This is a genomic window from Pseudomonas sp. C 49-2 (genome assembly GCF_003970195.1).
Classification (GTDB): domain Bacteria; phylum Pseudomonadota; class Gammaproteobacteria; order Pseudomonadales; family Pseudomonadaceae; genus Aquipseudomonas; species Aquipseudomonas canadensis.
The window spans coordinates 84,297-109,872 of the sequence record NZ_RXYG01000014.1 but is presented as its reverse complement, the minus strand read 5'-3'; the positions used below and the strand labels follow the sequence as shown (position 1 = coordinate 109,872).

15 protein-coding genes are annotated in these 25,576 nt (G+C 61.4%); 5 read left to right on the top strand and 10 right to left on the bottom strand.

Going from position 1 to position 25,576, the window contains the following annotated elements; genetic code table 11:
- Positions 1–138 precede the first annotated feature (138 nt).
- The 3 genes from EJ576_RS24335 to EJ576_RS24325 are packed head-to-tail and all read left to right on the top strand — an operon-like array spanning position 139 to position 5,605.
- Positions 139–1,380 carry an exonuclease SbcCD subunit D C-terminal domain-containing protein gene (locus EJ576_RS24335; protein ID WP_122728235.1) on the top strand — a complete coding sequence of 414 codons (1,242 nt, stop codon included), beginning with the start codon at positions 139–141 and terminating at the stop codon, positions 1,378–1,380.
- On the top strand, positions 1,377–5,015 hold the full coding sequence (locus EJ576_RS24330) for an AAA family ATPase (RefSeq protein WP_126571329.1): 3,639 nt from the start codon (positions 1,377–1,379) through the stop codon (positions 5,013–5,015). Before EJ576_RS24335 ends, EJ576_RS24330 begins: the two co-directional genes overlap by 4 nt.
- Positions 5,012–5,605, top strand: a complete 594-nt coding sequence (locus tag EJ576_RS24325) for a glutathione S-transferase (RefSeq protein WP_126571328.1) — start codon at positions 5,012–5,014, stop codon at positions 5,603–5,605. Before EJ576_RS24330 ends, EJ576_RS24325 begins: the two co-directional genes overlap by 4 nt.
- Positions 5,606–5,731: 126 nt before the next feature.
- Here EJ576_RS24325 and EJ576_RS24320 read toward each other — a convergent pair whose 3' ends face one another.
- The 3 genes from EJ576_RS24320 to EJ576_RS24310 all read right to left on the bottom strand — a co-directional run bounded on the left by EJ576_RS24320 (position 5,732) and on the right by EJ576_RS24310 (position 7,517).
- A complete protein-coding gene (locus tag EJ576_RS24320) occupies positions 5,732–5,911 on the bottom strand; it encodes a hypothetical protein (RefSeq protein WP_016980181.1) in 180 nt (59 codons plus the stop codon).
- A gap of 156 nt (positions 5,912–6,067) precedes the next feature.
- A complete protein-coding gene (locus tag EJ576_RS24315) occupies positions 6,068–7,243 on the bottom strand; it encodes a lactonase family protein (RefSeq protein WP_126571327.1) in 1,176 nt (391 codons plus the stop codon).
- Positions 7,230–7,517, bottom strand: coding sequence for a DUF5629 family protein (locus tag EJ576_RS24310; RefSeq protein ID WP_122728245.1), 288 nt, complete (start codon positions 7,515–7,517; stop codon positions 7,230–7,232). Before EJ576_RS24310 ends, EJ576_RS24315 begins: the two co-directional genes overlap by 14 nt.
- Before the next feature lie 141 nt (positions 7,518–7,658).
- On the opposite strand from EJ576_RS24310, the gene EJ576_RS24305 reads away from it, so the two are divergent.
- A complete protein-coding gene (locus EJ576_RS24305; RefSeq protein WP_126571326.1) occupies positions 7,659–12,491 on the top strand; it encodes a dermonecrotic toxin domain-containing protein in 4,833 nt (1,610 codons plus the stop codon).
- Positions 12,492–12,554: 63 nt separating this feature from the next.
- Here EJ576_RS24305 and EJ576_RS24300 read toward each other — a convergent pair whose 3' ends face one another.
- Positions 12,555–14,930 (bottom strand): RND family transporter, encoded by a 2,376-nt coding sequence (locus EJ576_RS24300; protein WP_033902391.1) that lies wholly within the window; start codon positions 14,928–14,930, stop codon positions 12,555–12,557.
- 15 nt (positions 14,931–14,945) lie between these two features.
- Positions 14,946–15,974, bottom strand: coding sequence for a YCF48-related protein (locus tag EJ576_RS24295; RefSeq protein WP_178083567.1), 1,029 nt, complete (start codon positions 15,972–15,974; stop codon positions 14,946–14,948).
- 306 nt (positions 15,975–16,280) lie between these two features.
- On the opposite strand from EJ576_RS24295, the gene EJ576_RS24290 reads away from it, so the two are divergent.
- Entirely contained in the window at positions 16,281–17,396 is a 1,116-nt protein-coding gene (locus EJ576_RS24290; protein ID WP_126571325.1) for a Gfo/Idh/MocA family protein, read from the top strand.
- A gap of 112 nt (positions 17,397–17,508) precedes the next feature.
- Here the strand turns inward: EJ576_RS24290 and EJ576_RS24285 are convergent, their stop codons facing one another.
- The 5 genes from EJ576_RS24285 to EJ576_RS24265 form a co-directional block, all read right to left on the bottom strand.
- Entirely contained in the window at positions 17,509–19,212 is a 1,704-nt protein-coding gene (locus tag EJ576_RS24285) for an AMP-binding protein (protein ID WP_122728253.1), read from the bottom strand.
- A 31-nt stretch (positions 19,213–19,243) separates the two neighbouring features.
- On the bottom strand, positions 19,244–20,542 hold the full coding sequence (locus EJ576_RS24280) for an acetyl-CoA C-acetyltransferase (RefSeq protein ID WP_126571324.1): 1,299 nt from the start codon (positions 20,540–20,542) through the stop codon (positions 19,244–19,246).
- Positions 20,539–21,429 (bottom strand): MaoC/PaaZ C-terminal domain-containing protein, encoded by an 891-nt coding sequence (locus tag EJ576_RS24275; protein WP_122728257.1) that lies wholly within the window; start codon positions 21,427–21,429, stop codon positions 20,539–20,541. Before EJ576_RS24275 ends, EJ576_RS24280 begins: the two co-directional genes overlap by 4 nt.
- Positions 21,430–21,432: 3 nt before the next feature.
- Complete coding sequence (locus EJ576_RS24270; protein WP_126571323.1) at positions 21,433–22,776, bottom strand: 3-oxoacyl-ACP reductase; 1,344 nt, start codon at positions 22,774–22,776, stop codon at positions 21,433–21,435.
- A 149-nt stretch (positions 22,777–22,925) separates the two neighbouring features.
- Positions 22,926–25,451 (bottom strand): acyl-CoA dehydrogenase, encoded by a 2,526-nt coding sequence (locus EJ576_RS24265; protein ID WP_126571322.1) that lies wholly within the window; start codon positions 25,449–25,451, stop codon positions 22,926–22,928.
- Positions 25,452–25,576 lie beyond the last annotated feature (125 nt).

Below are 25,576 nucleotides of genomic sequence, written 5' to 3'. Positions count from 1 at the left end.
GCCCCTGTGGGAGCTGGCTTGCCTGCGATAGCGGTGGGTCATCCAGCAGATTTTTCGAATGACACACCACCATCGCAGGCAAGCCAGCTCCCACACAGGTAAACTCCCCTCCTTTTCGTCTCTTCAACGGAGTTCGCCTTGCGTCTGTTTCACACCTCCGACTGGCACCTGGGCCAAAACCTCCACGGCCAGGAACGCGACTTCGAACACGCCTGTTTCCTCGAGTGGCTGCTGGGCCAACTGAAAGCCCATCTGCCGGATGTACTGCTCATCGCCGGGGATATCTTCGACACGGTCAACCCACCGCTCAAGGCCCAGGAGCGTCTGTATGACTTCATCATCAGCGCCCACGAACAGAACCCCAAGCTGACCATTGTGATGATCGCCGGCAACCACGATTCCGGCTCGCGTATCGAATTACCCGCGCCACTGATGCGCCGCCTGCGCACTCATGCGCTCGGCCGCGTGTTGTGGCTGGATGACGGCCAACTCGACGCCGAACGCCTGCTGATCCCCCTGCCGGACGCCAAAGGCAAGATCGCCGCCTGGTGCCTCGCGTTGCCGTTCCTGCGCCCGGCAGAAGTGACCGGTGCGCACTTGGGTGACGACTACCTGCGCGGTATCGGCCAGGTGCATGAATGGTTGATCGCCGCCGCTAACGCCAAGCGCAAAAAAGGCCAGGCGCTGATTGCTATCAGCCATGCGCACATGGCCGGTGGTTCAGTGTCGGAAGACTCCGAGCGCAGCCTGATCATCGGCAATGCCGAGGCGCTGCCGGCCAGTCTGTTTGATCGAAGTGTCGCTTACGTTGCCCTCGGCCATTTGCACAAACCGCAGAAGGTCAATGGTGAGGAACGAATTCGCTATAGCGGTTCGCCGATTCCGCTGTCGTTTTCCGAAATCGGCTACAAGCACCAGATCCTCGACGTCACCTTCCAAGGCCAGTGCCTGGTAAGTGTCGAACCGCTGCTGATTCCGCGCTCGGTCGACCTGCAACGCCTGGAAGCCGCGCCGCTGGCCGATATCCTCAAGGCCCTGGCCGAGTTGCCCGACGTCGACCTGCTGGCCGAAACCCAGCGCCACCCTTGGCTGGAAGTACGCGTACGCCTCGACGAACCGCAACCCGACCTGCGCCAGCAGATCGAAAGCGCCCTGCAAGGCAAGGCCGTGCGCCTGGTGCGCATCGCCGCTGAATACGCAGGTAAAGGCAGCCGTGAAGACGAAGGCGACGACCGCCTGATCGAACTCGACCAGCTCACGCCCCAGGAACTGTTCAGCCGCGCCTGGCAGGACAGTTATGGCAGTGAAGTAGATGAACAGACCTTGAAGGACTTCGCCGTGCTGCTCCAGGAAGTGCAACAGGAGGATGAACAGCCATGAAGATCCTCGCTATCCGCTTGAAAAACCTGGCTTCATTGGCTGGCCCGTTTGAAATCGACTTTACCGCCGAGCCCCTGGCCAGTGCCGGATTGTTCGCGATTACCGGGCCGACCGGCGCCGGTAAAAGTACCCTGCTCGATGCCTTGTGCCTGGCGTTGTTTGGCGCGGTGCCGCGCCTGGGCGACACCGGCCAGGCGAAGATGCCGGATGCCGACAGCGACATTTCCATCGGCGACCCGCGCACCCTGCTGCGGCGTGGCACCGGCGGCGGTTATGCCGAAGTGGATTTCGTCGGCGTGAGTGGCCGTCGCTATCGCGCGCGCTGGGAAGCCAATCGCGCCCGCGACAAGGCCAGCGGCAAGTTGCAGAACAGCCGCCAGAGCCTGATTGACCTGGACAGCGACCAACTGCTGGCCAGCCAGAAAACCGAGTACAAAACCCAGCTGGAACTGGCCCTGGGCCTGAACTTCGAACAGTTCACCCGCGCCGTATTGCTCGCGCAAAGTGAGTTCAGCGCCTTCCTCAAGGCCAACGACAACGAGCGCAGCGAACTGCTGGAAAAGCTCACCGACACGGCCCTTTACACCCAACTCGGCCGGCGCGCGTTCGACAAGGTCAAAGAGGCCCGGGATGCGCACAAGCAGTTGCAGGACCAGGCGAGCGGTGTGGTGCCGTTGGCCCCCGAGGCACGTGTGGAGCTGGATCAGCAGTTCGATGCCGCGCAAACGCAACTGAAGACCCAGCAAGCCCAACTCAAGCAACTTGAGCTTCAGCACACCTGGTTCAAGGAGCTGCGCGAATGGCAGGAACGCCAACTCGCCGCCACCGAACAACTGCAGCGTGCACAGGCCGAATGGGATAACCAGCGCCAGCAACGTGAAGACCTGGGCCGCCTGGACCAATTGGCGCCACAACGTCATCAGTTTGCGCGTCAGGCAGAAGTCAGCAACGTGCTTGCTCCGTTGGCCGCGCAGATTCAGTCGCATATCCAACAACAAGCCCAACTGCACACCCGCCAGGAGCAGGCCCAGCAGCAACAAGCCAGCGCACAAACTGCGTTGGCTGAAGCCCTGAAAAACCAAACTGATGCCGTGCCATTGCTGCGACAGGCGTTTGAAGAGCAAAGCACCCTCGCCCACTTGACCAAAGAGCTGGCCAAGCGCACCGAGGACAAACAGCAGCACGAAAGCGCCTGCACCGAAGGCCAGGCCCAACTCACCGGGCTGCTGGAAAAACAGAGCCATGTCGCTGAACGCCTGCAACGCCTGGCGACCGAGCTTGAGCACAGCGCCGTCCTCGCGCCACTGAGCGATGCCTGGAGCGCCTACCGCGACCGTCTGCAACAGCTGACGCTGATCGGCAATCGCCTGAATAAGGGCCAGGCCGAACTGCCGCAATTGGAACAACGCGCGACCAGCGCCGCCGAACAGTTCACTCAGCAACGCGAAGCCCTGGACCTGCTGTATCAGGAAGCCGGTGCCGAACCTCATGCCGTGGCCGAGCAGATCCAATTGCTGGCGAGCCTGCTGCAAGACAATCGCAAACAACAACGCGCCTTCGAAGACCTGACGCGCCTGTGGGACAACCAGCAACAGCTGGACCAACACGCCGCCAGCCTGACGCAAAAGCTCACCGATGCCCAACAGCAACGCGAACAGTTGAACCAGACCGGCCTGCAAACCAAGGCCGAGCTGACCGTTGCCGAACAGACACTGAACGTGACCAAACAACTGCTGGAACGCCAGCGCCTGGCCCGCAGCGCCAGCGTCGAGGAGTTGCGCGAGCAGTTGCAGGACGACCAACCCTGCCCGGTGTGCGGCAGCCACGAACACCCGTACCACCAACCCGAAGCGTTGCTGCAAAGCCTCGGTCGTCATGACGAAAACGAAGAAGCCACCGCGCAGAAAGCCGTGGACAGCCTCAAGGAAAAACTCACCGAGTTGCGCGGCGAAGTGGGCGGTTTGATCGCCCAGCAAAAGGAATACCTGCAACAGCAGGAACACCTGGCGACGCAACAACAAGCACTCCAGCCAAGCCTGGATGCGCACCCGCTGGCCGCGTCGTTGCTCAACCAGGAAGCCGCCAAACGCAGCGCCTGGCTTGAGCAGCAATTGGGCCAACTGAGCCAAAGCATCACTCAGGACGAACAACGCCAAAGCGCCCTGCTCAACCTGCAACAAAACGCCGGGCGCTTGCAGCAGCAACTGCAAGCGGCCCAGGAAGCCAGCCAGCAGGCCCGTCAATTGCTGGTCGATCAGCAGCGCGAGCTGACCAGCGACCGCGAACGCCTCGACCAGGAACTGAGCGCCTTCGCCAGCCTGCTGCCCGTAGAAATCCTGGAAGGTCTGCGCGCCGAGCCGGCTGCTACCTTCATGCAACTGGACCAGCAAGTCAGCCAGCGCCTGGAGCAACTGGGCCATCAACGCGATGAGCTGGCCGAGCAACAAGAACGCCAACAGGCGATCGAGAAGGAACAGACCCACCAGCAACATCGTCAGCATCAGCTTGATGCGCTGATTCAGCAGGTCACCGAACTGACTGCCCAGCAACAGACGGCCCAGGAAAAACTCAGCGCGCTGCTCGGTCAACACACCAGTGCCGAACACTGGCAGCAACAGTTGGATCAGGCCGTGACCCAGTCACGCCAAAGCGAAACCGACGCCAACAAACACCTGCAAGAAATCCACAACGCCCTGATTCAACTGGCCGCCGACCTCAAGGCCCAGCAGGAGCGTGAACAGGCGTTGCAGGCCGAACAACAGGCCCTCGTCACGCGTATCAGCGAATGGCGCGCCTTGCATCCGGAACTCGACGACGCTGGCCTCACCCGCTTGCTGGCCTACGATGACGCTCAGGTCAGCCAATTGCGCCAACAGTTGCAGCACAGCGAAAAAGCCGTCGAACAGGCCAAGGTGTTGTTGCAAGAGCGCGAACAGCGCCTCGCCGACCATCAGGCCCTGCACAATGGCAACCTCGCAGCCGAGGAGCTGGACAGCACCTTGGCCACGCTCAATCAACAACTGGCCGAGAGCGAGAAACACTGCGCCGAATTGCGCGCGCGCCAGTCCGAAGACCAGCGCCGCCAGGACGCCAACCAGGCCTTTGCCGAGCAGATCGCCAAGGCCTATGACGAGTGGCAACGCTGGGCACGCCTGAACGCGCTTATCGGCTCGGCCACCGGCGATACTTTCCGCAAGATCGCCCAGGCCTACAACCTCGACCTGCTGGTGCACCACGCCAACGTGCAACTGCGCCAACTGGTACGGCGTTATCGCCTCAAGCGCGGCGGCAGCATGCTCGGCCTGTTGGTGATGGACACGGAAATGGGCGACGAGCTGCGCTCGGTGCATTCATTGTCCGGCGGCGAAACCTTCCTGGTCTCACTAGCGCTGGCCCTGGGCCTGGCGTCGATGGCCTCCAGCACATTGAAAATCGAATCACTGTTTATCGATGAGGGCTTCGGCAGCCTCGACCCGGAATCCCTGCAATTGGCAATGGATGCGCTGGATGGCTTGCAGGCCCAGGGCCGTAAGGTTGCGGTGATTTCCCACGTCCAGGAAATGCACGAACGCATTCCGGTGCAGATCCAGGTCAAGCGCCAGGGCAATGGCTTGAGCACGTTGGAGGTCAAGTGAGCGAGGCGCTGCTGTATTCGTTCCGGCGCTGCCCCTATGCGATGCGGGCGCGGCTGGCCCTGCGCTACTCGGGCGTACCGGTGCGCATCGTCGAGGTGAGCCTCAAGGCCAAGCCCGCAGAAATGCTGGCGCTGTCGCCCAAGGGCACGGTGCCAGTGCTGAACGTTGACGGGCAGGTGATTGAAGAAAGCCTGGAGATCATGCAGTGGGCCTTGGCGCAGCACGACCCGGATAACTGGTTGCTGCAAGGCGACCCGGCCGTATTCGCGTTGATTGCCGAGAACGACCAGGACTTCAAGTATCACTTGAATCGATACAAGTACGCCGAACGCTACCCGGAACACTCAATGGAACAGTATCGGGCCGAGGGTGAGGTGTTCTTGCAGAAGCTGGAAGATTTACTGGCGGACCGCGCCTATTTGCTGGCGGATCATCCGAGCCTGGCGGACATGGCCCTGGCGCCCTTTGTGCGACAGTTTGCCCATGTGGATCGGGCGTGGTTTGCCGCATCGCCATATACCCAGTTGCAGGCTTGGCTGCAGCGTTTCCTGGAATCGCCGCTATTCATCTCGGTAATGGCGAAAGCCTAAGCCCAGCACAAACAAATGTGGGAGCAGGCTTGCCTGCGATAGCATCACCTGGGTATCACTGACACACCGAGTTGAATTCATCGCAGGCAAGCCAGCTCCCACATTTGACCGTGGCTCACTGCAGGCTCATTGCTGGGTTTTGTGATCCAGTGCGGCGTAGAAGTTGGCGCTTTGTTGCAGGTATTTCTGGGTGTAGGCGCTGGTGCTGGATTTTTTGCCGGAGACTTCCACGCTGGCCGCGGCTGGCAGGGCAACAGTGGCGGAAACAGCGGAAGCGGCGATGATGGAGAAGAGATTCAGATTCATGTCGGTAACCCTTGTGTTCATTTGGTTGAGTGGCCGGGGAAGGCCTTGGAACCAAACTTACGCCCGAGGGCTAAGCCTTAGAAATGCTTTGAAACAGTAGCCGCTATTAATGGAATTAATAGAAAGGCTCAGGCCCCGCATGGCGGGGCCTGTGGCTTATTGACGCACCAGAAACTTGAGGTCGCTGGGGGCATCGATCGGCAATTTCTGCACGGTTTTACCCAGCAGGCCGGTTTTGGGGTCGCGTTCGACCACCACGATTTCATTGCTTTTCTGGTTGGCGATCAGCAAGAACTTGCCGCTCGGGTCCAGGCTGAACTCGCGCGGATGGTCACCTTCCACTGAACGGCGTTGCAGTTCCTTGAGGTGCGCGGTGGCCGGGTCGATGCTGAACACCAGCAGTTGATTGGCCGTGCCACGGTTGCTCAGGTACAGGAATTTGCCATCGCTGGAGGCATGCAACGCGGCGCCGGCCTTATCGGCCACCGGTTGCCCGGCGGCGAAGTCCACCAACTGCGTCTGGGTCAGTTGGCCGTCCTTGTAGTCGAACACCGCCACCTGCGCGCTCATCTCGGTGGTCAGCCAGGCATGCTTGCCATCCGCACTGAACAGCAGGTGGCGCGGACCGCTGCCGGGCGGCAATTGCACCGAGGCCGGGTTGGCCGGGGTCAACGGCAGCTCATGGTTGGCCTTAGGGTCGTAGTGGTAGGCAAACACCTTGTCTGCACCCAGGTCCTGCACAAACACGTATTTGCCATCCGGCGACGACACCACCGAATGCACGTGGTTGGACGCCTGGCGCTCAGGGTTGACGCGACTGGCCGGGTGCCCGCTCAGTTGCACCGGAGCCGACAGCTTGCCCGTGGCATCCACCGGCAGCACCGCCAGGCTTCCGCCCGGATCTTCCAGCACCGAATAGTTGGCGACGAACAGGTAGCGTCCATCGGCAGCCACGCTGGAATGGGTCGGCTCATTGCCCAGGCTCTGCACCTGGTTGATCAACGTCAGCTGATGATTCTGCGGATCGATGCTGTAGCTGCTCACTCGCCCGACCGGGTCGTTCTGGCCTGGGCCGTTCTCGTTGACCACAAACAGGTGCTTCTGGTCCTTGGAGATCGTCAGCCACGACGGATTGGCCGCCTTGGCCGCCAACACCGGCTGGCCTTGGAACTTGCCGGTACGGCTGTCGAATTGCAGGCGATAAATGCCTTCGCTGCTGCCGGCGGTGTAGCTGCCGACCAACAGCTCATAGGTGTCGGCCGGTGCGGCCTGTACCGACATCGCACCAACACTGCCCGCCATCAGCAGGGGCCAGAATTTACGCATCATCATCCGCTTCATCCTCGTCGTTATTGTTGCCGGTGAACGCGCTCAGACAGATCAGGCGGTGCTCGCCCGAATCACCGGTAAGGGTCCAGCTTTGCAAGGTCTCATCAAAGGTGGCGGACTGCACTTGCTCCAGGCTGAAGCGCCAGCGTTTTTCCACACGGCCGTCCATGGCAGTGATAAGCAGCGCCTCTTCATCGAGTACGAAGTCGAAGGCATGCAGCCCGTCGATTTCAAGCATGTCAGAGGTTTCAAGGACGGCAGGCAATTTCTCAGTCATCACAGTCTTTCATCAGTTTCAAAGGGCTAATCATAGGCCAGTTTGCCGCCAGGGCCTAAACCCATAACCGGCTACCGCATCGCCGCGACTTAGCGCATTACCTTGATCGGGTGTGTCTTTATCCAACGTAAAGGAATACCTATGCCAGACCCGAATACGCCCGCCGCTGCCCAGCCGACTCGACAAGCGGTTGAGGCCCGGTTTGCCACCCGCCCAACTCTGCGCACCGTCACTGCCGAGCTGCTGGCCAATAACCTCAAGGAAAAATACCCGCCCCTTACCTACCCGCTCCAGGATCTGCGATTGGCCGTCCCCCGTGAAGGCGGCGGCCGCGACCTGCTCCCTGTATTCGAGGTTGCGCTGAGCCTTATGGCCGACGGCAGCTTTCCCGATCTCTCGATGCGCTATGGCCTGGACGCCTACTTGAGCGACGCCACCGGCACCCGTCTCATCTATCAGGTCAACGGGCACCGCGACTACGACCTACGGATCATCGAAGCTGCCCTGCGAGAGTTGCCCTCGCTGGTTTTTATCGCTTTTCAAGAGGCATTGGCAGCCTATTGGAGCGAGGACAGCGACGCCGGTGGCAGTCGCTGGCAATGGCTGGCCCGGGTGCTGCAAGGTGAACTGCTGAACTCAGCGATTCGCCAACCCGCCACGTTGAAAACACTCGGTACGCTGGCTCGCTACCCCGACCGGGTAACCCGCGCCCAGCGCCCCGGGCCCGAAAACGCGATACACGCCTACACCCTGCAAACCCGCTTGACCCGCGCAAGCAGCCGACTGACCGTGCAAGCCTACGACCTCCTGGTGGTCTGCCGCGAGCAGGTGTTGTTGTGCCGCCTTGACGGCCGGATCGAGTCCTATCCCGACCTGGATGCCTTCGGCAACGCATGGGCCGAGGGTTTCAATGCCGACAGGATCACCTGGCAGCAGTACGAGCCTGACGGCAACATCTTTGAGGTACAGGCCGCGCTGCTCTTCAACCAGCAACTGGATGACCTGGCCGCCATTCGACTCCCGGCCCTGTGGACAGTGCCGACGATGGAGCATCAGTTTGCCGTTGCCACGAATCCGGCGCGCTTGTTCAAGCAGACGTCCACTGCTCCCCTGGCCATCCTGACGCCAATCCAGGCGGCCCTGCCTGACTGGCTTCGACGTGCCAACGCAGCCGATCGCCTCACTTATCGCCAATGCCTGCTCGAACAGGCCAGTAGCAGCCGCCTTGCACTCGGTGACTCGGACTTCGACGGCCTGGAAACACTGCACAGCTACACGACCCAGCACTTGAACAACCAACTGTGTCTGGATCGCGCGACGGCCCTGCGCAACGAACGTCAATGCAACGACGCTGCGCTGTCTGCAGCCTACAGCGCCGAAGACTTGCTGCTGACCTTTCATGTCGCGGTGGGCACCCTGGAGAGCGGGTATATCGAACCGGTCACCATGAGCCTGGTCGACCTAGCCCTGAAAAACCTCTCGGGCGCGCCCCGAGGCAGCATGACTCTCAGCCATCGGACGGGCCGTTCGCTCGAAACCTGGCTAACGGCCGACTACATCAGACAACTGGTCCAGCGTGTCGACATTGGCAAAAACTACCCCGCCTATTTGCGCCGGGAGCTGATGAGTGACACCGAGACGGCACGAAAACGCCAGCGGCTGTTCCAGCAGCAGCGGCCCGTTCACCTGAAAACCCAGGCGCTGGAGCATGCCATCAAAGGCGAAGCAGGCCTGACTCCGCGTGGCTTTCGTTGCGTGAATGCGCTGGTCAATCCGGACCCGATGGAGCGCCGCGTCGAGGGCGACGAAGTTGTCATTCGCCCGCTTGCCTTGGTGCGCCAAACCGGCGCCACCGCGGATGTGGTGCAAAACATGTTCATCATCGAACCACGCGATACGCAGCGGGGGCCGCACCTGCTTTATCGCCCGGCCTACCGCGACTCATTGCTGGAGTTTGCCAGTCGCGAACACCTGCTGGCCGCCATTGTGCAACCGGGCGCCCTGCAAGACAGTGTGCTGGTCTGGTTGGCGGACGGTGCTCGAGCGATCTACAGCAATGGCGGATTTATCCAGCCGCATTACGTACGCATAGGCATGGGCTCGGAGTTCGACGCATTGCCCAGCGTGCCCAAACCTGCTGAGTTGGCGAAGGCCAACGACGAAAGCGCTGATGAAGTCCTGCAAGCGCTTGGCAACGGCAGCCTAATGGAATACCTGTTCGGCTGCGAAGCCCGCCAACTGCTCGACCAGGCCGAACGCGAATCCACCTCCAACCGCGAAAGCCGCTGGGCGCTGATCCTGGAAGGCATGCAACTGGGGTTCAACACGCTGTTGATGGCCGTGCGCGGGCCACTGGCGGCGGTCGGCTGGTTGCTGCAACTGACCCAAGGCCTCAGCCATGACCTGCCGGCGCTGGAAAACACAGACGCCACGACACGGGAGCTGGCCTGGATCGACTTGCTGCTCAATATCGGCATGCTGCTGGTGCATCAGGGACCGCTCGTCGCAGCGCCCGAACGCCAACCTTTAAGGCGTCCGCCCGCCAACCCACTGGCCGTTGTGGCGCGCGGTACCATTGGCCTGCCCGCCGAACCACCGGGCGGTGGTCATACGTTGCTGGACTTTGATCTCTCCCTGGCCAGCGACAGCGCCTCGGCAAGGCTGTTGGAAAAACTGCGGGCCGTGAGTGTGGTTTGGCCGACACCGGCACCCGCACCGGTCAGTATCGGGGTGCACCAAGGGTTGTACAGCATCAATGGCCGCTGGCACGCCTCGGTCGCGGGTTTGCTCTTCAGGGTCAATATCGTTCAGGGCTTCGGCGACGTTTACCTGATCCACCCACAGAAACCCAACCACCCCGGCATCAAGCTGAAAACCGACGGCCAAGGCCATTGGACGCTGGACCGTGGCCTGAAGCTGGTCGGCGGCGGGCCCAAACGGATGGCGGCCTTGCGCGGGGAGAACCAGCGCAGGAAGGCTGAAGTGCTCGAACGCATGCCCCTGCTGGATGCAGAAATAACCCAGTTGATGGCGCCGTTCCGGGCGTCAATGGACCGCATGTCACCCGCGCTGGATGCCTTGAAAAAACAACGTAAAACCGTGCAGCTGGTGTGGAACCTCCTGAAAAGCGCCACGGATGCACAACGGCCGGCCCTGGAAATACGCCATCGCAAGGAAACACTCAGGCACCAGGAGGTGCGCACCGAGTTTCAAATTCTGCTGCATAACCTTGAGGCACAATTTGCCCAATCAGTACCGCCGCGCCTGGAGATGGTCAAGCTGGGCCAGGAACTGGAGAAAGTCGGCGGCGCCGCCGTGCATGTGCATGACCGCGCAAAAATCCTGGGCACCATTTGGGATCAGCAACTCTACATTCACACACTGGTATTGGCCCGGTTGAACGCCATGCGCTTTTCCAGCGCGGGCGAGCCAATGTCAGAAATGGCAAGCAGGATGTTTATCAGTAATGTGCTTGGCGACCCGTCGGTCTACGACGAATACATCCGCAACAGTGTTGAATCGGCGAACATCCGCCTGCACATGGCCGATATCTCCGTTGCCATGGAGGCCACTCTTGAACAGCTAGCGCAAGACTCGTTGGCGGGACGGGCGATACGTCAGGAGCGGCTGGCGCAAATCCAGTCCCCGCAGAACTTCTTTGCCGACAACCTCAAACTCAACGCGCTGAGTTATCTCGCTACCGCCAGCGTGGCGGGGGCTGATCGCCGGCTGCCGCCTCAGGAAGATTTTTACATCAAGCGTCTGGAGCAGACCGATTTTTTTGAAGCCCTGGTGTCCCACATCGAAGTGCGTAGCGGCACTGAATACCCGCTGGTCGAACAGCGTAATGTCTACGAGACGGTCCTTACCCAGTACCGGCGTTATGAGGATGCGATTCGCGCCCTGAAAGCCATCAATCCACAACGCCTGCGACCCGAGGCCGAGCGTCTGCTGAAGGGGCTTGAGTACGCCCAGGCTTTGGCGCAGAACGAGTTGGAGGCGGTGGTGCGCAAACAGGAGACGCTGGACGTCGAACTGCCCCTGTCAAAAACCCTGCGCCCCAAGGACCCGGCCAAACGTGTATTCAAAACCCGAAAAAAGGCCTACCTCATCGGCGCGTTCAAGCCGGGAGCCGAAGAACAAATCACCCTCGCCGACACGCTGACCGGCGAAACCATTGCCTCGTTCAGCCAGCATGAAGATGGCTGGGAAACGACTGCCGAAAAGCCCGCCGCGCCACCGGATTCGGTACCGCTGGACCGATCCTTGATAACGCTCAAAGGCCTGGCCCAGGCACTGATCGGCCAGCGCAAAGGCATTGAGCAAGCCATCACGGCGGACCAGAAAAAACTCGACTCGTCGCTCACCCGGCAACAGGCCCGCCCCGGCGACTGGGATGAACTGCTCACCCGGCACGCCCACAAGCTCACGGCGCTTGCCGATGAAATCAAGCGCGACCACCTCGATAAACCCTCGGCCCAGGGCCTGATCGATGAATACCTGGCACAGGCCAAGGACATGACAAGGCTGGCGGAGCGCCTTTGCAGCGACGCATACAAGCGCCAATGGCCGACCCAGGAAAGCCTGACGTACCTGTGGGCGCACAAACAAATCGATATCAACCTGACAAGCCTGGCCGACCCGCAACGCCCGACGCTCAGTGGCGATTTCTTCACTGAATATGCGGTGTATGACAAGGCCAGGAAACCGCCAACCGTGTTGTGGTATGCCCACTTCCATTACGCCAGCGCCGACGCGCCACCCGCCCAGTACACCCGGGCGCATCTGAAATTGCCGGAGCAACGTAAATACACGCAGAAGGATTTGCTCAAGGAACACGTGCAGGCCTATTTACGCCAGCAGTTGGAGCCGAGCGCCGAACCGCTCAACCGGATCCTGTATGTGTTGATCACCCCGCCTTTGGACAAGATATTCCTGGCTATCGCGCAGGCACCGCGCGCCAGTCAGCCCTGATAGCAGGCGAAAAGTAACCTGTGGCGAGCCCGCTCGCCACGACAGGTTTGCTTGCCTCATGGATCAGTGGGCAAACAGCGAGTTGCCCTTCTGGCCCGCGAGCTTCTCGGGTTTGATCAGGAACCGCGCCAGTGCCGGCAACAGCCACAGCGCACCGAACATGTTCCACAGCAGCATGAAGGTGAGCATCAGGCCCATGTCGGCCTGGAACTTGATCGCCGAGAAGATCCAGGTGCACACGCCGATCGCCAGGCACAGGCCGGTGAACAGCACGGCCTTGCCGGTGGACTTGAGCGTCTGGTAGTACGCCTCTTGCAGCGGCAAGCCGGCGCGCAGGAAGCTTTCCAGGCGGCTGTAGATGTAGATGCCGTAGTCCACGCCAATGCCCACGCCCAGCGCCACCACCGGCAAGGTTGCCACCTTGACGCCGATACCCATGAACGCCATCAGCGCGTTGCCCAGCACCGAGGTCAGCACCAGTGGCAGCACGATGCACAGGGTCGCCGCCCAGGAGCGGAAGGTGATCATGCACATGGTCGCCACGCACAGGTACACCAGGATCAGGATGGTCAGTTCTGACTCCTTGATCACCTCGTTGGTGGCCGCCTCGATCCCGGCGTTACCGGCGGCGAGGATGAACTCCAGGCCGTCCTTGTTGTTCTCCTTGGCGAAGTCCTGCACGGCATGCACCGCGCGGTCGAGGGTTTCGGCCTTGTGGTCGTTGAGGAACACCAGCACCGGCGCCAGGGAGCAGTTGTTGTTGTACAAGCCATCGGCACGGGCGATGGAGTTGTTCAGCACATCCGGGTTACGCGACAGGGTTTCCCATTTCAGGTTGCCCTCGTTCATGCCCTTGATCATTTGCTTGGACACGGTCACCAGCGAAATCGCCGACTGCACGCCCTCGGTGTTCTGCATCTTCCACATCAACTGGTCGATGGGCGCCATGGCTTCATAGCGCGAGCAGCCTTCGGCCTTGGTCTTGACCATCACCACCAGCACGTCGGAACTGGTGGAGTAGTTGCTGATGATGAAGTTGTTGTCTTTGTTGTAGCGCGAGTCCGGGCGCAGTTCCGGCGCGCCTTGGTCGAGGTCGCCGATCTTGAGGTTCTGGCTGTACCAGAGACCACCCCCAAAGGCGATCAGGGCCAGGAAGATCGAGACCGGTGCGACTTTCGGGCTGGCGAATTTCGACAGCAGGCGCCAGAACGGGTGTTCGCGGTTTGCGTCTTTCTTGCTCTTGGCGATGGCGCGCTTGCTGATGCCGACGTAGGAAATCGCCACCGGCAGCAGGATCAGGTTGGTGAACACGATCACCGCCACGCCGATAGAGGCGCCGATGGCCAGTTCACGGATCACGCCGATGTCGATGATCAGCAGCGTGATGAAGCCCACCGCGTCAGCGAGGATCGCGATCATTCCCGGCAGGAACAGTTGGCGGAAGGTGCGGCGCGCAGCGGTCAGCGCGTTGTCTGCCTCGCTGGATTGCAGGGCGATACCGTTGATCTTCTGCACGCCGTGGGAAATACCAATGGCGAAGATCAGGAACGGCACCAGCATCGAGTAGGGATCCAGCCCGAAACCGGCTGCATGCATCAGGCCCAGTTGCCAGACCACCGCCACCAGGGTGGTGCTCAACACCGCAATGGTGCTGCGCAGACAGTTGGTGAACCAAAGCAGCAGGACCAGGGTAATACCGAACGCCACACCAAAGAACAGCACCACCATGATCAGGCCATCGATCAGGTCACCGACTTTCTTGGCGAAGCCGACGATGTGGATCTGGACGTTGGGGTTCTGCTCCTGAAATTTGGTGCGGATTTTGTCTTCGAGTTCATGGGAGAACTTGCGGTAGTCGAGGGCCAGCAACTTGCCCTGATCCTGCGGGTCCGGGTAGGACTCCAGCAGCGGGATGTCGACGATGCTCGATTTGAAATCGTTGGCCACCAGGCGCCCGACCTGGCCCGACTTGAGCACGTTGTTGCGCAACTGATCGAGGCTTTCCGGCGAACCGTTGTAGCTTTGCGGGATCACTTCACCGCCGGCAAAGCCCTCTTCGGTCACTTCGGTCCAGCGTACGCTGGGGCTCCACAGCGACTTGAGGCCCGAGCGGTCGACGCCGGAGATGTAGAACACTTCGTCGTTGATCTGACGCAGGGTCTCCATGTACTCCTTCGTGAAGATGTCACCGTCCTTGGCCTCCACCGAGATGCGCACCGTGTTGCCCAGGTTCGCCAGGTCATTGCGGTGCTCCATCATCTTCTCGATGAAGGGGTGCTTGAGCGGGATCATTTTTTCAAAGCTGGTGGACGGGCGAATCAAGGTCGCCTGCCAGAACAGGAAAATACTCACCAGCAGGCAGATCACGATCACTGCCGGGCGGTTGTTGAAGATCAGGCGCTCAAGAAAGGTCGCTTTATCGTTGTGATGACTGCTCATTCTTTCCCCGCCTTCTTATTGTTTTGTAGGTTCGGCGCCATCGGCTTTAGCGACGCGAACGCCCCCCTGCCCGGCCAGAATCAAGTTGCCATTACCCGCCGCCGTGACGGACGACAGGGAAATCCGATCCGGACGGTTGAACACGCTGAAGGTCACGCCGTCGTCATGGCTGACCACCACGCTGCCGCCGTTGCCGACCACGACAATCGAGCCGTCCTCCAGCAAGGTCGCGCCGGACAAACCAAACTCCAGCGCTCCCCGCGCAGCGTTCAGTTCGACGGGCTCCCAGGTGCTGCCGAAATCCGTGGAACGGTACAGGTTGCCGCGCAAGCCATAGGCCAGCAGGGTTTGCGGCTGAGCCGTGCCGATCACGCCAAACAGCGAGCCCTCGTAGGGGCCTTCGAGTTTCTCCCAGGTCTGGCCGTCGTCGCTGGAGCGGAACATGCTGCCCTGCTCGCCGACGATGAACAGCCCGGCGTCCTTGATGTGGGCGATGGCGTTGAGGTGGTACTGGTCTTCGTTGTCGAGGCGGTCGCTGACGTCTTCCCAGGTCTTGCCGCCGTCGGTGGTTTCGATCAACGCACCGTAGGCGCCGACCGCCAGGCCGTGATTGGCATCGTTGAACCACACGTCGAGCAGGGGGGCTTCGCGTTTAAGATCCTGGTACTGCTGGGTCCAGGTGGCGCCGCCGTCGGAACTGGCAAGAATCTGCGCATCGTGGCCCACCGCCCAGCCCTGCTTGTCATCGACGAAAAACACTGCCGTGAGCAACTGTCGGGTGGGGACTTTGGCTTGGGTCCAGGTGCTGCCCTGATCATCGGAATAGAGGATGTGCCCGCGATCACCGACCGCCACCAGGCGCTTGCCCGCGTGGACCACATCGATCATCAGGCCTTTGGCGGCCTTGGGGGATTCAATCGCAAACGAGGTATCGCTGGCGGCCTGGACGGCTGCCGGTAACACGACAGCGCCAAACAGCGAGAGCGCTGCGGCCAGCATCGCAACCCTGCGTGCGGCGCGTGGGCGGCAGACAACCCAACCCATGACAGGCTCACTCATAGACCTTTCTCCCATTTATTATTGTTATCGCTGCCTTCCGGGGCCTTGAAACCTGCAATCTAGAGCGCCTGGAGGAAGCAGGGGCCATCCTATCGGGCTTTCGAATCGTCTGACAATCGGCGCTACGTTATCTTTTGTTAACTGAGCCCCTTTCGTCAGCGCCTGAATATAGCTGCATTCGCAGGGCTGATCGCCGCAGCATCAATGAATTTTTATTCCATCTATTGAAATATGGGAATATATATTCCATTAATAGTCCTCCTGAAAACAATAATCCAAAGGACCACGGCGATGCGTGAACTCGGAATCGGCTTGATCGGCACAGGCTTTATGGGGCGCGCCCACGCCCTGGCCTTCAATAACGCCCGCGCGGTATTCGAGCTGCCGGTACACCTCAAGCTGGCAGCACTGGCCGACGCCGACACCGAGCGCGCGCAACGCTGCGCCAAGGACTGGGGATTTGCCCAGGCCCATGGCGACTGGCAGGCGCTGATCAATGACCCCAATGTCGACGTAGTGGCCATCACCACGCCCAACCATTTGCACTACCCCATGGCCATGGCGGCCATCGCGGCGGGCAAGGCGGTGTACTGCGAAAAACCCCTGGCCGTGAGCCTGGAACAAGCCGATGCCATGCGCCGCGCCGCCAGTACTGCGGGCGTGGTGACGCGGGTGGGCTACAACTACCAGCACAACCCGATGATCACGCTGGCGCGGCAGATGATTGCCAGCGGCGAGTTGGGCGAGATCATCAGCTTCCAGGGCGAGTTCAGCGAAGATTTCATGGCCGACCCGGCCTCACCATGGTCATGGCGCTGCGAAGTCGAGCATGCCGGCGGCGCCCTGGCGGACCTGGGCAGTCACTTGCTGTCGATGGCGCGTTATCTGGTAGGCGACGTGGTGAGTGTGTGTGCCGACACCCAGACCGTCCACGCCCGACGACCTGCCGTCAAAGGCAGTGCGGAGTTGAAACCCATCGCGGTGGATGACCAGGTACACGCCCTGCTGCGCTTCGCCAATGGCGCGCGTGGAACGGTGAGCAGCAGTTGGCTCAAGCAGGGGTACAAAAACCACCTGAGTTTCGAAATCAGCGGGACCCATGGCACCTTGGCATTCGATCAAGAGCGCTTGAATGAATTACAGGTGTGTCGCGTCGGCCAGGACGGTTTCCAGCGTTTGCTCGCAGGCCCTGCCCTGCCCGGTTATGCGGCGTTCAGCCCGGCGGCGGGGCATCAGTTGGGCTACAACGAGTTGAAGACGCTGGAAGTTCAGGAGTTGATTCTGGCGCTGGCCGGTCAAGGTACAGATGGCACCGACTTTGAGGCTGCGTGGGAAGTGGAGCGGTTGGCGACGGCGATTCGCGTGGCGGCCAAAGAGGAGCGCTGGGTAACCGTGAACTCACTCTAAAATCCACCACAGAACTTTGTGGGAGCTGGCTTGCCTGCGATGGCAGGTGTAACAGGTACACCGCCATCGCAGGCAAGCCAGCTCCCACATTTGGATCACCTAAACCTTCAAATTAGCGCAGTGCCCGGCGCAGGACTTTGCCGACGGTGGTCTTGGGCAGCTCGGTAGTACGGAATTCCACGTACTTCGGCACCTTGTACCCCGTCAGGTACTCCCGGCAATGCGCAAGAATCTGCTCCTGGGTCAGGTTCGGGTCCTTGCGCACCACGATGATCTTGACCTTCTCCCCGGTCACGCCATCTTCCACGCCAATCGCCGCCACTTCGGCCACGCCAGGGTGCAGCGCCACCACGTCCTCGATTTCATTGGGGTACACGTTGAAGCCGGAGACCAGGATCATGTCCTTTTTCCGGTCTACCAGGCGGATAAAGCCACGCGCGTCCATCACGCCGATATCCCCGGTCGACAACCACCCTTCGGCATCCAGCACCTCGGCAGTGGCCTCCGGACGTTTCCAATAACCTTGCATCACTTGCGGCCCGCGCACTTGCAGTTCGCCCTGCTCGCCAACCTCAGCCAACTCACCGTCTTCGCGGATAAACCGCACCCAGGTCGAGGGCAATGGCACGCCGATGCTGCCGGTGAATTCCATCTCGCGCATGCGCGCAATGTTGATCGGGCTGATGCTCACCACCGGCGAACATTCGGTGAGGCCGTAGCCTTCGATGATCGGCAGCCCGGTGACTTCCTTCCAGCGCTTGGCCACCGCCGTGTGCGTGGCCATGCCGCCCGCGATCACCATGCGCAGGTCGGAAAAGTCCCGTGCGCAGAATTCCTTGTTCTCGAGCAGGCCGTTAAACAAGGTGTTGACCCCGGCAATCCCGTTGAAGCGCTCCTTGCGCAGGATCATCTGCACGCGCTTCACGTCCCGTGGGTTGGCGATCAGGATGTTGCGCCCGCCCAGGCACATGAACATCAGGCAATTCACCGTCAGGGAAAAGATGTGGTACAGCGGCAACAAGGTGACGTTGGTTTCCTGCTTGTCCTGGTCCAGTTGGTCGCCAACCCAGGCCTTGGCTTGCAGCAGGTTGGCGATGATATTGCGGTGACTGAGCATCACGCCCTTCGCGTCGCCAGTAGTACCGCCGGTGTATTGCAGGAAGGCCAAGTCGTCGAGGTGCATCTCCACCGGGAAATGAGTGAGTGCCCGCCCCTGTTTCAGCACCTGGTTGAAGCGCAGCGAGCCGCGCAGGTTGAACGCCGGCACCTGCTTTTGCACACGGCGCAGGATGAAATTCATCGCTGCCCCTTTGAACGTGCCGAGCAAATCGCCGATGGCCGCGATCACCACGCGCTTGACGCTACTGCCGGTGATGACTTTTTCCAGGGTGTGGGCGAAGTTCTCGAAGATCACCACAGTTTCCGCGCCGCTGTCCTTGAGCAGGTGCTTGAGTTCATGGGAGGTGTACAGCGGGTTGACGTTGACCACCACCGCGCCGGTCAGGATCGTGCCCAACAGGCAAATCGGATACTGCAAGCAGTTGGGCATCATCAGCGCCACACGATCGCCTTTCTTGACGCCCTGCCCCTGCAGCCAGGCGGCGAACGCATAGCCTTGCACCTGCCAGTCGGCGTAGGTCATTTCGGTGCCGATGCTGACGTACGCCACTCGCTCGCGAAATTTTTCCAGGTGCTCCAGGAACACCTCGCGCAGTGACGGGTATTCCTCGATAGCGGCGTCGATATCCGCCGGGACGCCGGGCAGGTAAGCGTTCAACCAGATCCGTTCGGTGTGTTCCAGGCTTACAGCGTTCATGGCAGTCTCCTTGTTGTTGTTTTTGATAGAGCTACTTTTCGACGATGGCGGTAATGCCCAGCCCGCCCGCCGCGCAGATGGAAATCAGGCCGCGCCCGCCGCCGTTCTCATGGATGATCTTGGCCAGCGCCGCCAACTGCCGGCCTCCCGTGGCAGCAAAGGGATGGCCGCAGCCCAACGAGCCACCGTTGACGTTCATCTTCGCGCGATCGATGGTGCCCAGAGGCGCTTCCAAGCCTAGACGCTCGCGGCAATAATCGGGGTCTTCCCAGGCCTTGAGCGTACACAACACCTGGGCCGCAAAAGCTTCATGGATCTCGAAGAAGTCGAAGTCATCGAAGCTCAGCCCTTCGCGCTTGAGCATGCGCGGCACCGCATAGGCAGGTGCCATCAGCAGGCCTTCGGTACCGTCGACAAAATTCACCGCTGCGGTTTCGCCGGTACGCAGGTAGGCCAGCACCGGCCAGCCGTTGGCAACCGCCCACTCTTCACTGGCCAGCAGCACCACCGAGGCGCCGTCGGTCAAGGGCGTGGAGTTGCCGGCGGTGAGGGTGCCGTTCTGGCGGTCGTAGGCTGGAGATAGGCCCGCGAGCTTTTCCAGGCTGGCATCGGCGCGCAGGTTGTTGTCCCTGGCCAGGCCGCGGTGGGGGCTGATCAAGTCGTCGAAGAAGCCGCGTTTGTAGGCCGCATCCAGCCGCTGATGGCTGGTGAGGGTCAGCTCATCCTGGGCCAGGCGCTTGATCTGCCAGCGCTTGGCCATTTCTTCGCAGTGTTCGCCCATGGACAGGCCTGTGCGCGGCTCGCCGTTGCGCGGCAACAGTGGTTTGAAGAACATTGAGGGCCGGACCTTGAGCAACGTCTTCAACTTGTCGCCCATGCCCTTGGCACGATTGGCTGCGAGCAACGTGTGGCGCAAGGACTCATTGATACCGATGGGCGCGTCAGAGGTGGTGTCGGATCCGCCCGCAACGCCCACCTCGATCTGTCCGAGGGCAATCTTGTTCGCCACCAGCAATGCGGCTTCCAGCCCGGTGCCGCAGGCTTGTTGCACATCGTAGGCCGGCGTATCCGGCGACAAGGTGGTGGACAGCAACGACTCACGGGCCAGGTTGAAATCCCGCGAGTGCTTGATCACCGCCCCGGCGGCAAACTCACCGAGGCGTTGGCCGTGCAGGTTGTAGCGGTCGACCAGACCTTGCAGCGCGGCGACCAGCAGGTCCTGGTTGCTGTCGTGGGCGTACACCGTGTTGGAGCGAGCAAACGGGATGCGGTTGCCGCCGATGATCGCGACGCGGCGGACCGGGGCCGGGTTGAAGCTGTAGTCACTCATTCCAGGTTCTCTTTCCAGATGAAAAGGCCACGCATATGGGGTTTGTCGCCGGCGAAATTGCGCACTTCGAACTCGCGGCGCGGGCGGGTCACCGGATGACTCCACAGCGCGACCTGGCCGGGCAGGAAGATCGGCAGCTTGAAGTCACAATGGGCCTCGGCCTGGTCCAGGCCACCGGGCGGTTGCTGGGCGGCGAGCGCACGGCCCAGGGTCCACATGCCATGGGCGATAGCACGGCGAAAGCCGAACAGCTTGGCGCCGATCACCGAGGTGTGAATCGGGTTGAAATCCCCTGAAACCTTGGCAAAACGCCGGCCCAGGTCGGCGGGCAACACCCAGCGCTGGGTGCGCAGCAAGCCCGCCTCCTGCAAGGGCAACACGTCACCCCACGGTTCGCCAACCGGGTCCTTGACGTCCCGGCGCAGGTACAGGCTGTCGCTTTCCCACACCAGCGTGTCGGCACCGTAGGCACGGGTGGCGATGCTCAGCGCCTGGCCCTTGGGATGGGCGACCCAGCGCTCGCAATACACCTCAATGCGCAACGCCTGGTCTTCGTGCAAGCGCTGGTGCTGACGGATGCGATTGGCCAGGTGCACCATGCCGCTGGCCGGGTACGGAAAGCTGGGGCGAGTCAGCAGCATCAAGTGCAAAGGGAACGCCAGCACATGGGGATAGGACAGCGGCACCCCCTGCTCGCGGCGAAAACCACAGGCACGACCATAGGCGGCGATGTCGGCGGCAGACAACGCCACTGCCGAACGCACCAGGCGTTCCGTGGGCAGCACAGGCGCACCGTCAAGCTTGGGCTTGCGCAAGGCGCGCACGCCGTCCAGCAGCAAGCGGGTGCGTGAAGGCGGCGGATCAATGATCTGCGTCACGTAGTCCATGGCTCAGGCTCCCAGCAGGCTTTGGCCGCACACCCGTACGACTTGGCCGTTGACCCCGCCGGACGCCGGATGCGCCAGCCAGGCGATAGTTTCGGCCACATCGATCGGCTGCCCGCCCTGGGACAGCGAATTCATGCGCCGCCCAGCCTCACGGATCATCAGCGGGATCTTGGCGGTCATCTGGGTTTCGATAAACCCCGGCGCCACCGCATTCACCGTCACTTGTTGTGCCGATGCACGCGGTGCCAGGCCCTGCACCAGGCCGATAACACCGGCCTTTGAGGTGGCGTAATTGCTTTGTCCGAGGTTGCCGGCGATGCCGGAAATCGACGAGACACAGACAATTCGTCCTCCAGGATTCAGGCCTTGGCTATCCAATAACGCATTGCTGAGCTGCAAAGGCGCTTCGAGGTTCACCGCCAGTACGCTGCGCCACGCGGCCTCGGTCATTTTGGCGATGGTTTTGTCACGGGTGATCCCGGCGTTGTGCACCACCACGTCAAAGGCGCCGTATTGGCTGACATGGGCCTGCAGCAGTGCGGCTGCGTCCGTCGCAGTGATGTCCAGGGGCAGCGCCGAACCGCCGACGCTGTCCGCCGCCTGTTGCAACGCCGTCTGGGCCTGGGGCACATCCACGCACACTACGTGCGCGCCGTCCCGCGCTAGTACCTGGGCAATCGCCAGGCCGATGCCACGGGAGGCGCCGGTGACCAGGGCGCGACGACCGGCGAAGGGTTTGTCCCAATTGACCGTGACTGGGCCGTCCACGGTTTTTTCCAGGCGCACCACCTGCCCCGACACATAGGCCGAACGGCGCGACAGGAAGAAACGCAAGCTGCTGTCCAGCGCGTCTTCAGCACCCGGCGCCACGTAGATCAACTGCACAGTGATCGCCCGGCGTAGCTCCTTGGCCAGCGAGCGCACCAAGCCTTCAAGGGCGCGTTGGGCAATGGCCTGGGGCAAATCCTGGCAATGTTCCGGCGCGGTGCCGAGCACCACCACGCGGCCGTGTTGGCCAAGGCGCTTGGCGTTGGCGTGGAAGAACACATACAGCTCGTCCAACTGTTGCAGGTCGGCCACGGCGCTGGCGTCAAACACGGCGCCCTGCACTTTCACCGTAGACGGCGCCTTGAGCGTGGCCGGGGTGGCACTGACGGTGTCCGTTGCCGCGAAGATCCGCTGCACCTCGTCGGCCAGGCGCCCTACCCCGGCGACGATCACCGGGTTGACCAAGCCCTGCTGGCCGCTGCGGTGGCGTTGCAGTGGCAAGGGTTGCGGCAAGCCGATGGCCTGGGCCAGGCGACGGCCCCAGGCGGAATTGACGAAAGAAAGGTAGCTGTCACTCATAGAGACATTCACTCACAACACATTCTGACCGTGAAAATCCGAGCCCCTGTGGGAGCTGGCTTGCCTGCGATACAGGCAACTCGGTGTATCAGTCGTACCGAGGTGATGCCTTCGCAGGCAAGCCAGCTCCCACCTTGACCGTGATTTTCCTAATTGACCGAGGCGTTTTCGCTTTGGCTGGTGCGACGTTTCGCCGTCGGTTCCAGCGCTTGCTTGCGCTGCTGCAACGCCTCCAGCAAGCCGAAGTCCTGCGGAAAGTCATCTACCTGGATGGCGTGGTCGGCGTATTCCACATACCGGCCGAGCAAGGTGTCCTCGTCATCGCTGATCAAGTCCAGCGCGCGCGCCTTGACACGCCAGGCGGTGAAGGCCGTGGCCGAGATGGGCATCGGTTCGATCAGGCCCTGCTTCACGGCGGACTTGAGCCGCGCCTCAATCAACTCGACCTGCGGCAGCAGGCGGAAACCCAGTTCGCCGTAAGCCAATTTGTCGATTTCCGGACGTGGGATGTAGGAATTGGCCAGCAAGCGGTCGCGGGTTTCGCCCGGTGTCTGCACCACCTCGGCCACTTGGGCCAGCAGACGATCCGAGGGTTTGCGCAGTGGGATACCGAACGGGAACGTCAGGCCACGCAGCACCGCTGCGGCGGGTTTCGACGGGTAGTTATCGAGCACTTCCGCCAGCGCTTCGTGGGCCCGCAGCAACGCGTCCTGGGCCGCCCAGTGCACCAGCGGCAGATCCGCCTGGGGCCGGCCATCGTCCTCAAAACGCTTGAGCACGCAGGACAGGATGTACAGCTGCGACAGAATATCGCCCAAACGCCCGGTGATACTTTCCTTGCGCTTGAGGGCACCGCCCAGCACGCCCATGGAAATGTCCGAAATCAGCGCGAGCACCACTGACAGACGATTAGCCTGGCGGTAGTAGGACGCCAGCGCCGGGTCGGTCTTGGCCGGGGCAGAAATCAACCGCCCTCCTGTCAGGGAATGCACTGCAGCACGGACGGTATTGGCCAGCACAAAGCTCACGTGGCCGAACATGGCGCTGTCGAAGGCTTCCAGCGCTTGACGTTTGTCCGGATTGCGCGCCGCTTCCATCTCACGGAATACATAGGGATGGCAGCGGATCAGGCCCTGACCAAAGATGATCAGGCAGCGCGTCATGATGTTCGCGCCTTCCACCGTAATGGCAATGGGGCTTTGCTGGTAGGCACGGGCCAGGAAGTTGTTGGGGCCCATGCAGATGCCCTTGCCGGCCACGATATCCATACCGTCATTGACGATGATCCGCGCACGCTCGGTGACGTGGTACTTGGCAATCGCCGAGATCACCGACGGTTTCTCACCCGCGTCCAGGGACGCTACCGACACCTTGCGCACCGCATCGCAGGCATACAGATGTCCAGCCATGCGCGCCAGGGGCACCTGCACACCTTCGAATTTGCCGATGGGCAGGCCGAACTGTTTGCGCATCGCGGCATAGGCGGTGGTGCCACGCACCGCCACCTTGCCCAGGCCGACGTTGGCCGACGGCAAGGAAATAGCACGGCCGGCCGCCAGGCACTCCATCAACATGCGCCAGCCGTTGCCGACTTGTTCGCGGCCGCCAATCACCCATTCCAGCGGAATGAAGACATCCTTGCCGGTGGTGGGACCGTTCTGGAATACCGCATTCAATGGCCAATGACGGCGGCCACTGTTGACGCCGGGATGGGACGTCGGGATCAGTGCACAAGTAATGCCGAGTGAACCGGCAGCGCCCAGCAACCCATCCGGATCTTCTGCGCGAAACGCCAGGCCAAGCACCGTGGCAATCGGGCCCAGGGTGATGTAGCGCTTGTCCCAGGTCACACGAAAGCCCAGGACTTCCTCGCCTTCATGGGTACCTTTGCAGACGATGCCCAAGTCGGGAATCGCCCCGGCATCGGACCCCGCATACGGGCTGGTCAGGGCAAAGCACGGGATGTCTTCACCCCGTGCCAAGCGCGGCAGGTAGTAATTGCGCTGGGCATCGGTGCCGTAATGCAACAGCAGCTCGGCCGGGCCGAGGGAGTTGGGCACCATCACCGAAATGGCGGCCGCCGAGCAACGCGTCGACAGCTTCATCACCACCTGCGAGTGCGCGTAGTGGGAGAAGCCTTTGCCGCCGTATTGCTTGGGAATGATCATGCCGAGGAACCCGGCATCCTTGGTGTACTGCCAGCCTTCGGGCGACATGTCTTGCCAGACCTGGGTGGTTTCCCAGTCGTTGGCGATATCGCACAGGGTTTCGACTTCGTTGTCGAGGAAGGCTTGCTCTTCAGCGCTCAGGCTGGCCGGTGCGGCTTGCAGCAGGCGCTGCCAGTTGGGCTTGCCGCTGAACAGCTCGGCGTCCCACCACACGGTGCCGGACTCGATGGCGGCGCGCTCAGTGTCCGACATTGCCGGCATGATCGTACGAAACAAGCCCAAGGCCTTGCTGCTCAGCAAGGTGCGGCGCAGGGGTTTGATCGTCATCAGCAACGCGGGAGCGACCACCAGTACCGCCGCGACAGTGGCACCTAAACCGGCCACCACGTTGAACAGGTAACCCGCCGCCAGCCAGATCAGGCCTGCACCCAACCAATGAAGGGCAGCAGCTTGTCGATACGCCAGGGCAATCGCAGCTGCGAAACCCACCAATAACCAGATAACCATGGAGATACCTCTACTCGATTCAGGGTACGGCCTACGTGCGCCAGGTCGGATGACATGCGGCGTAACGCCACACTACAAAATTCGAAAACTATATTCAAATTTTGTTTTGAAATTATTATTTAATA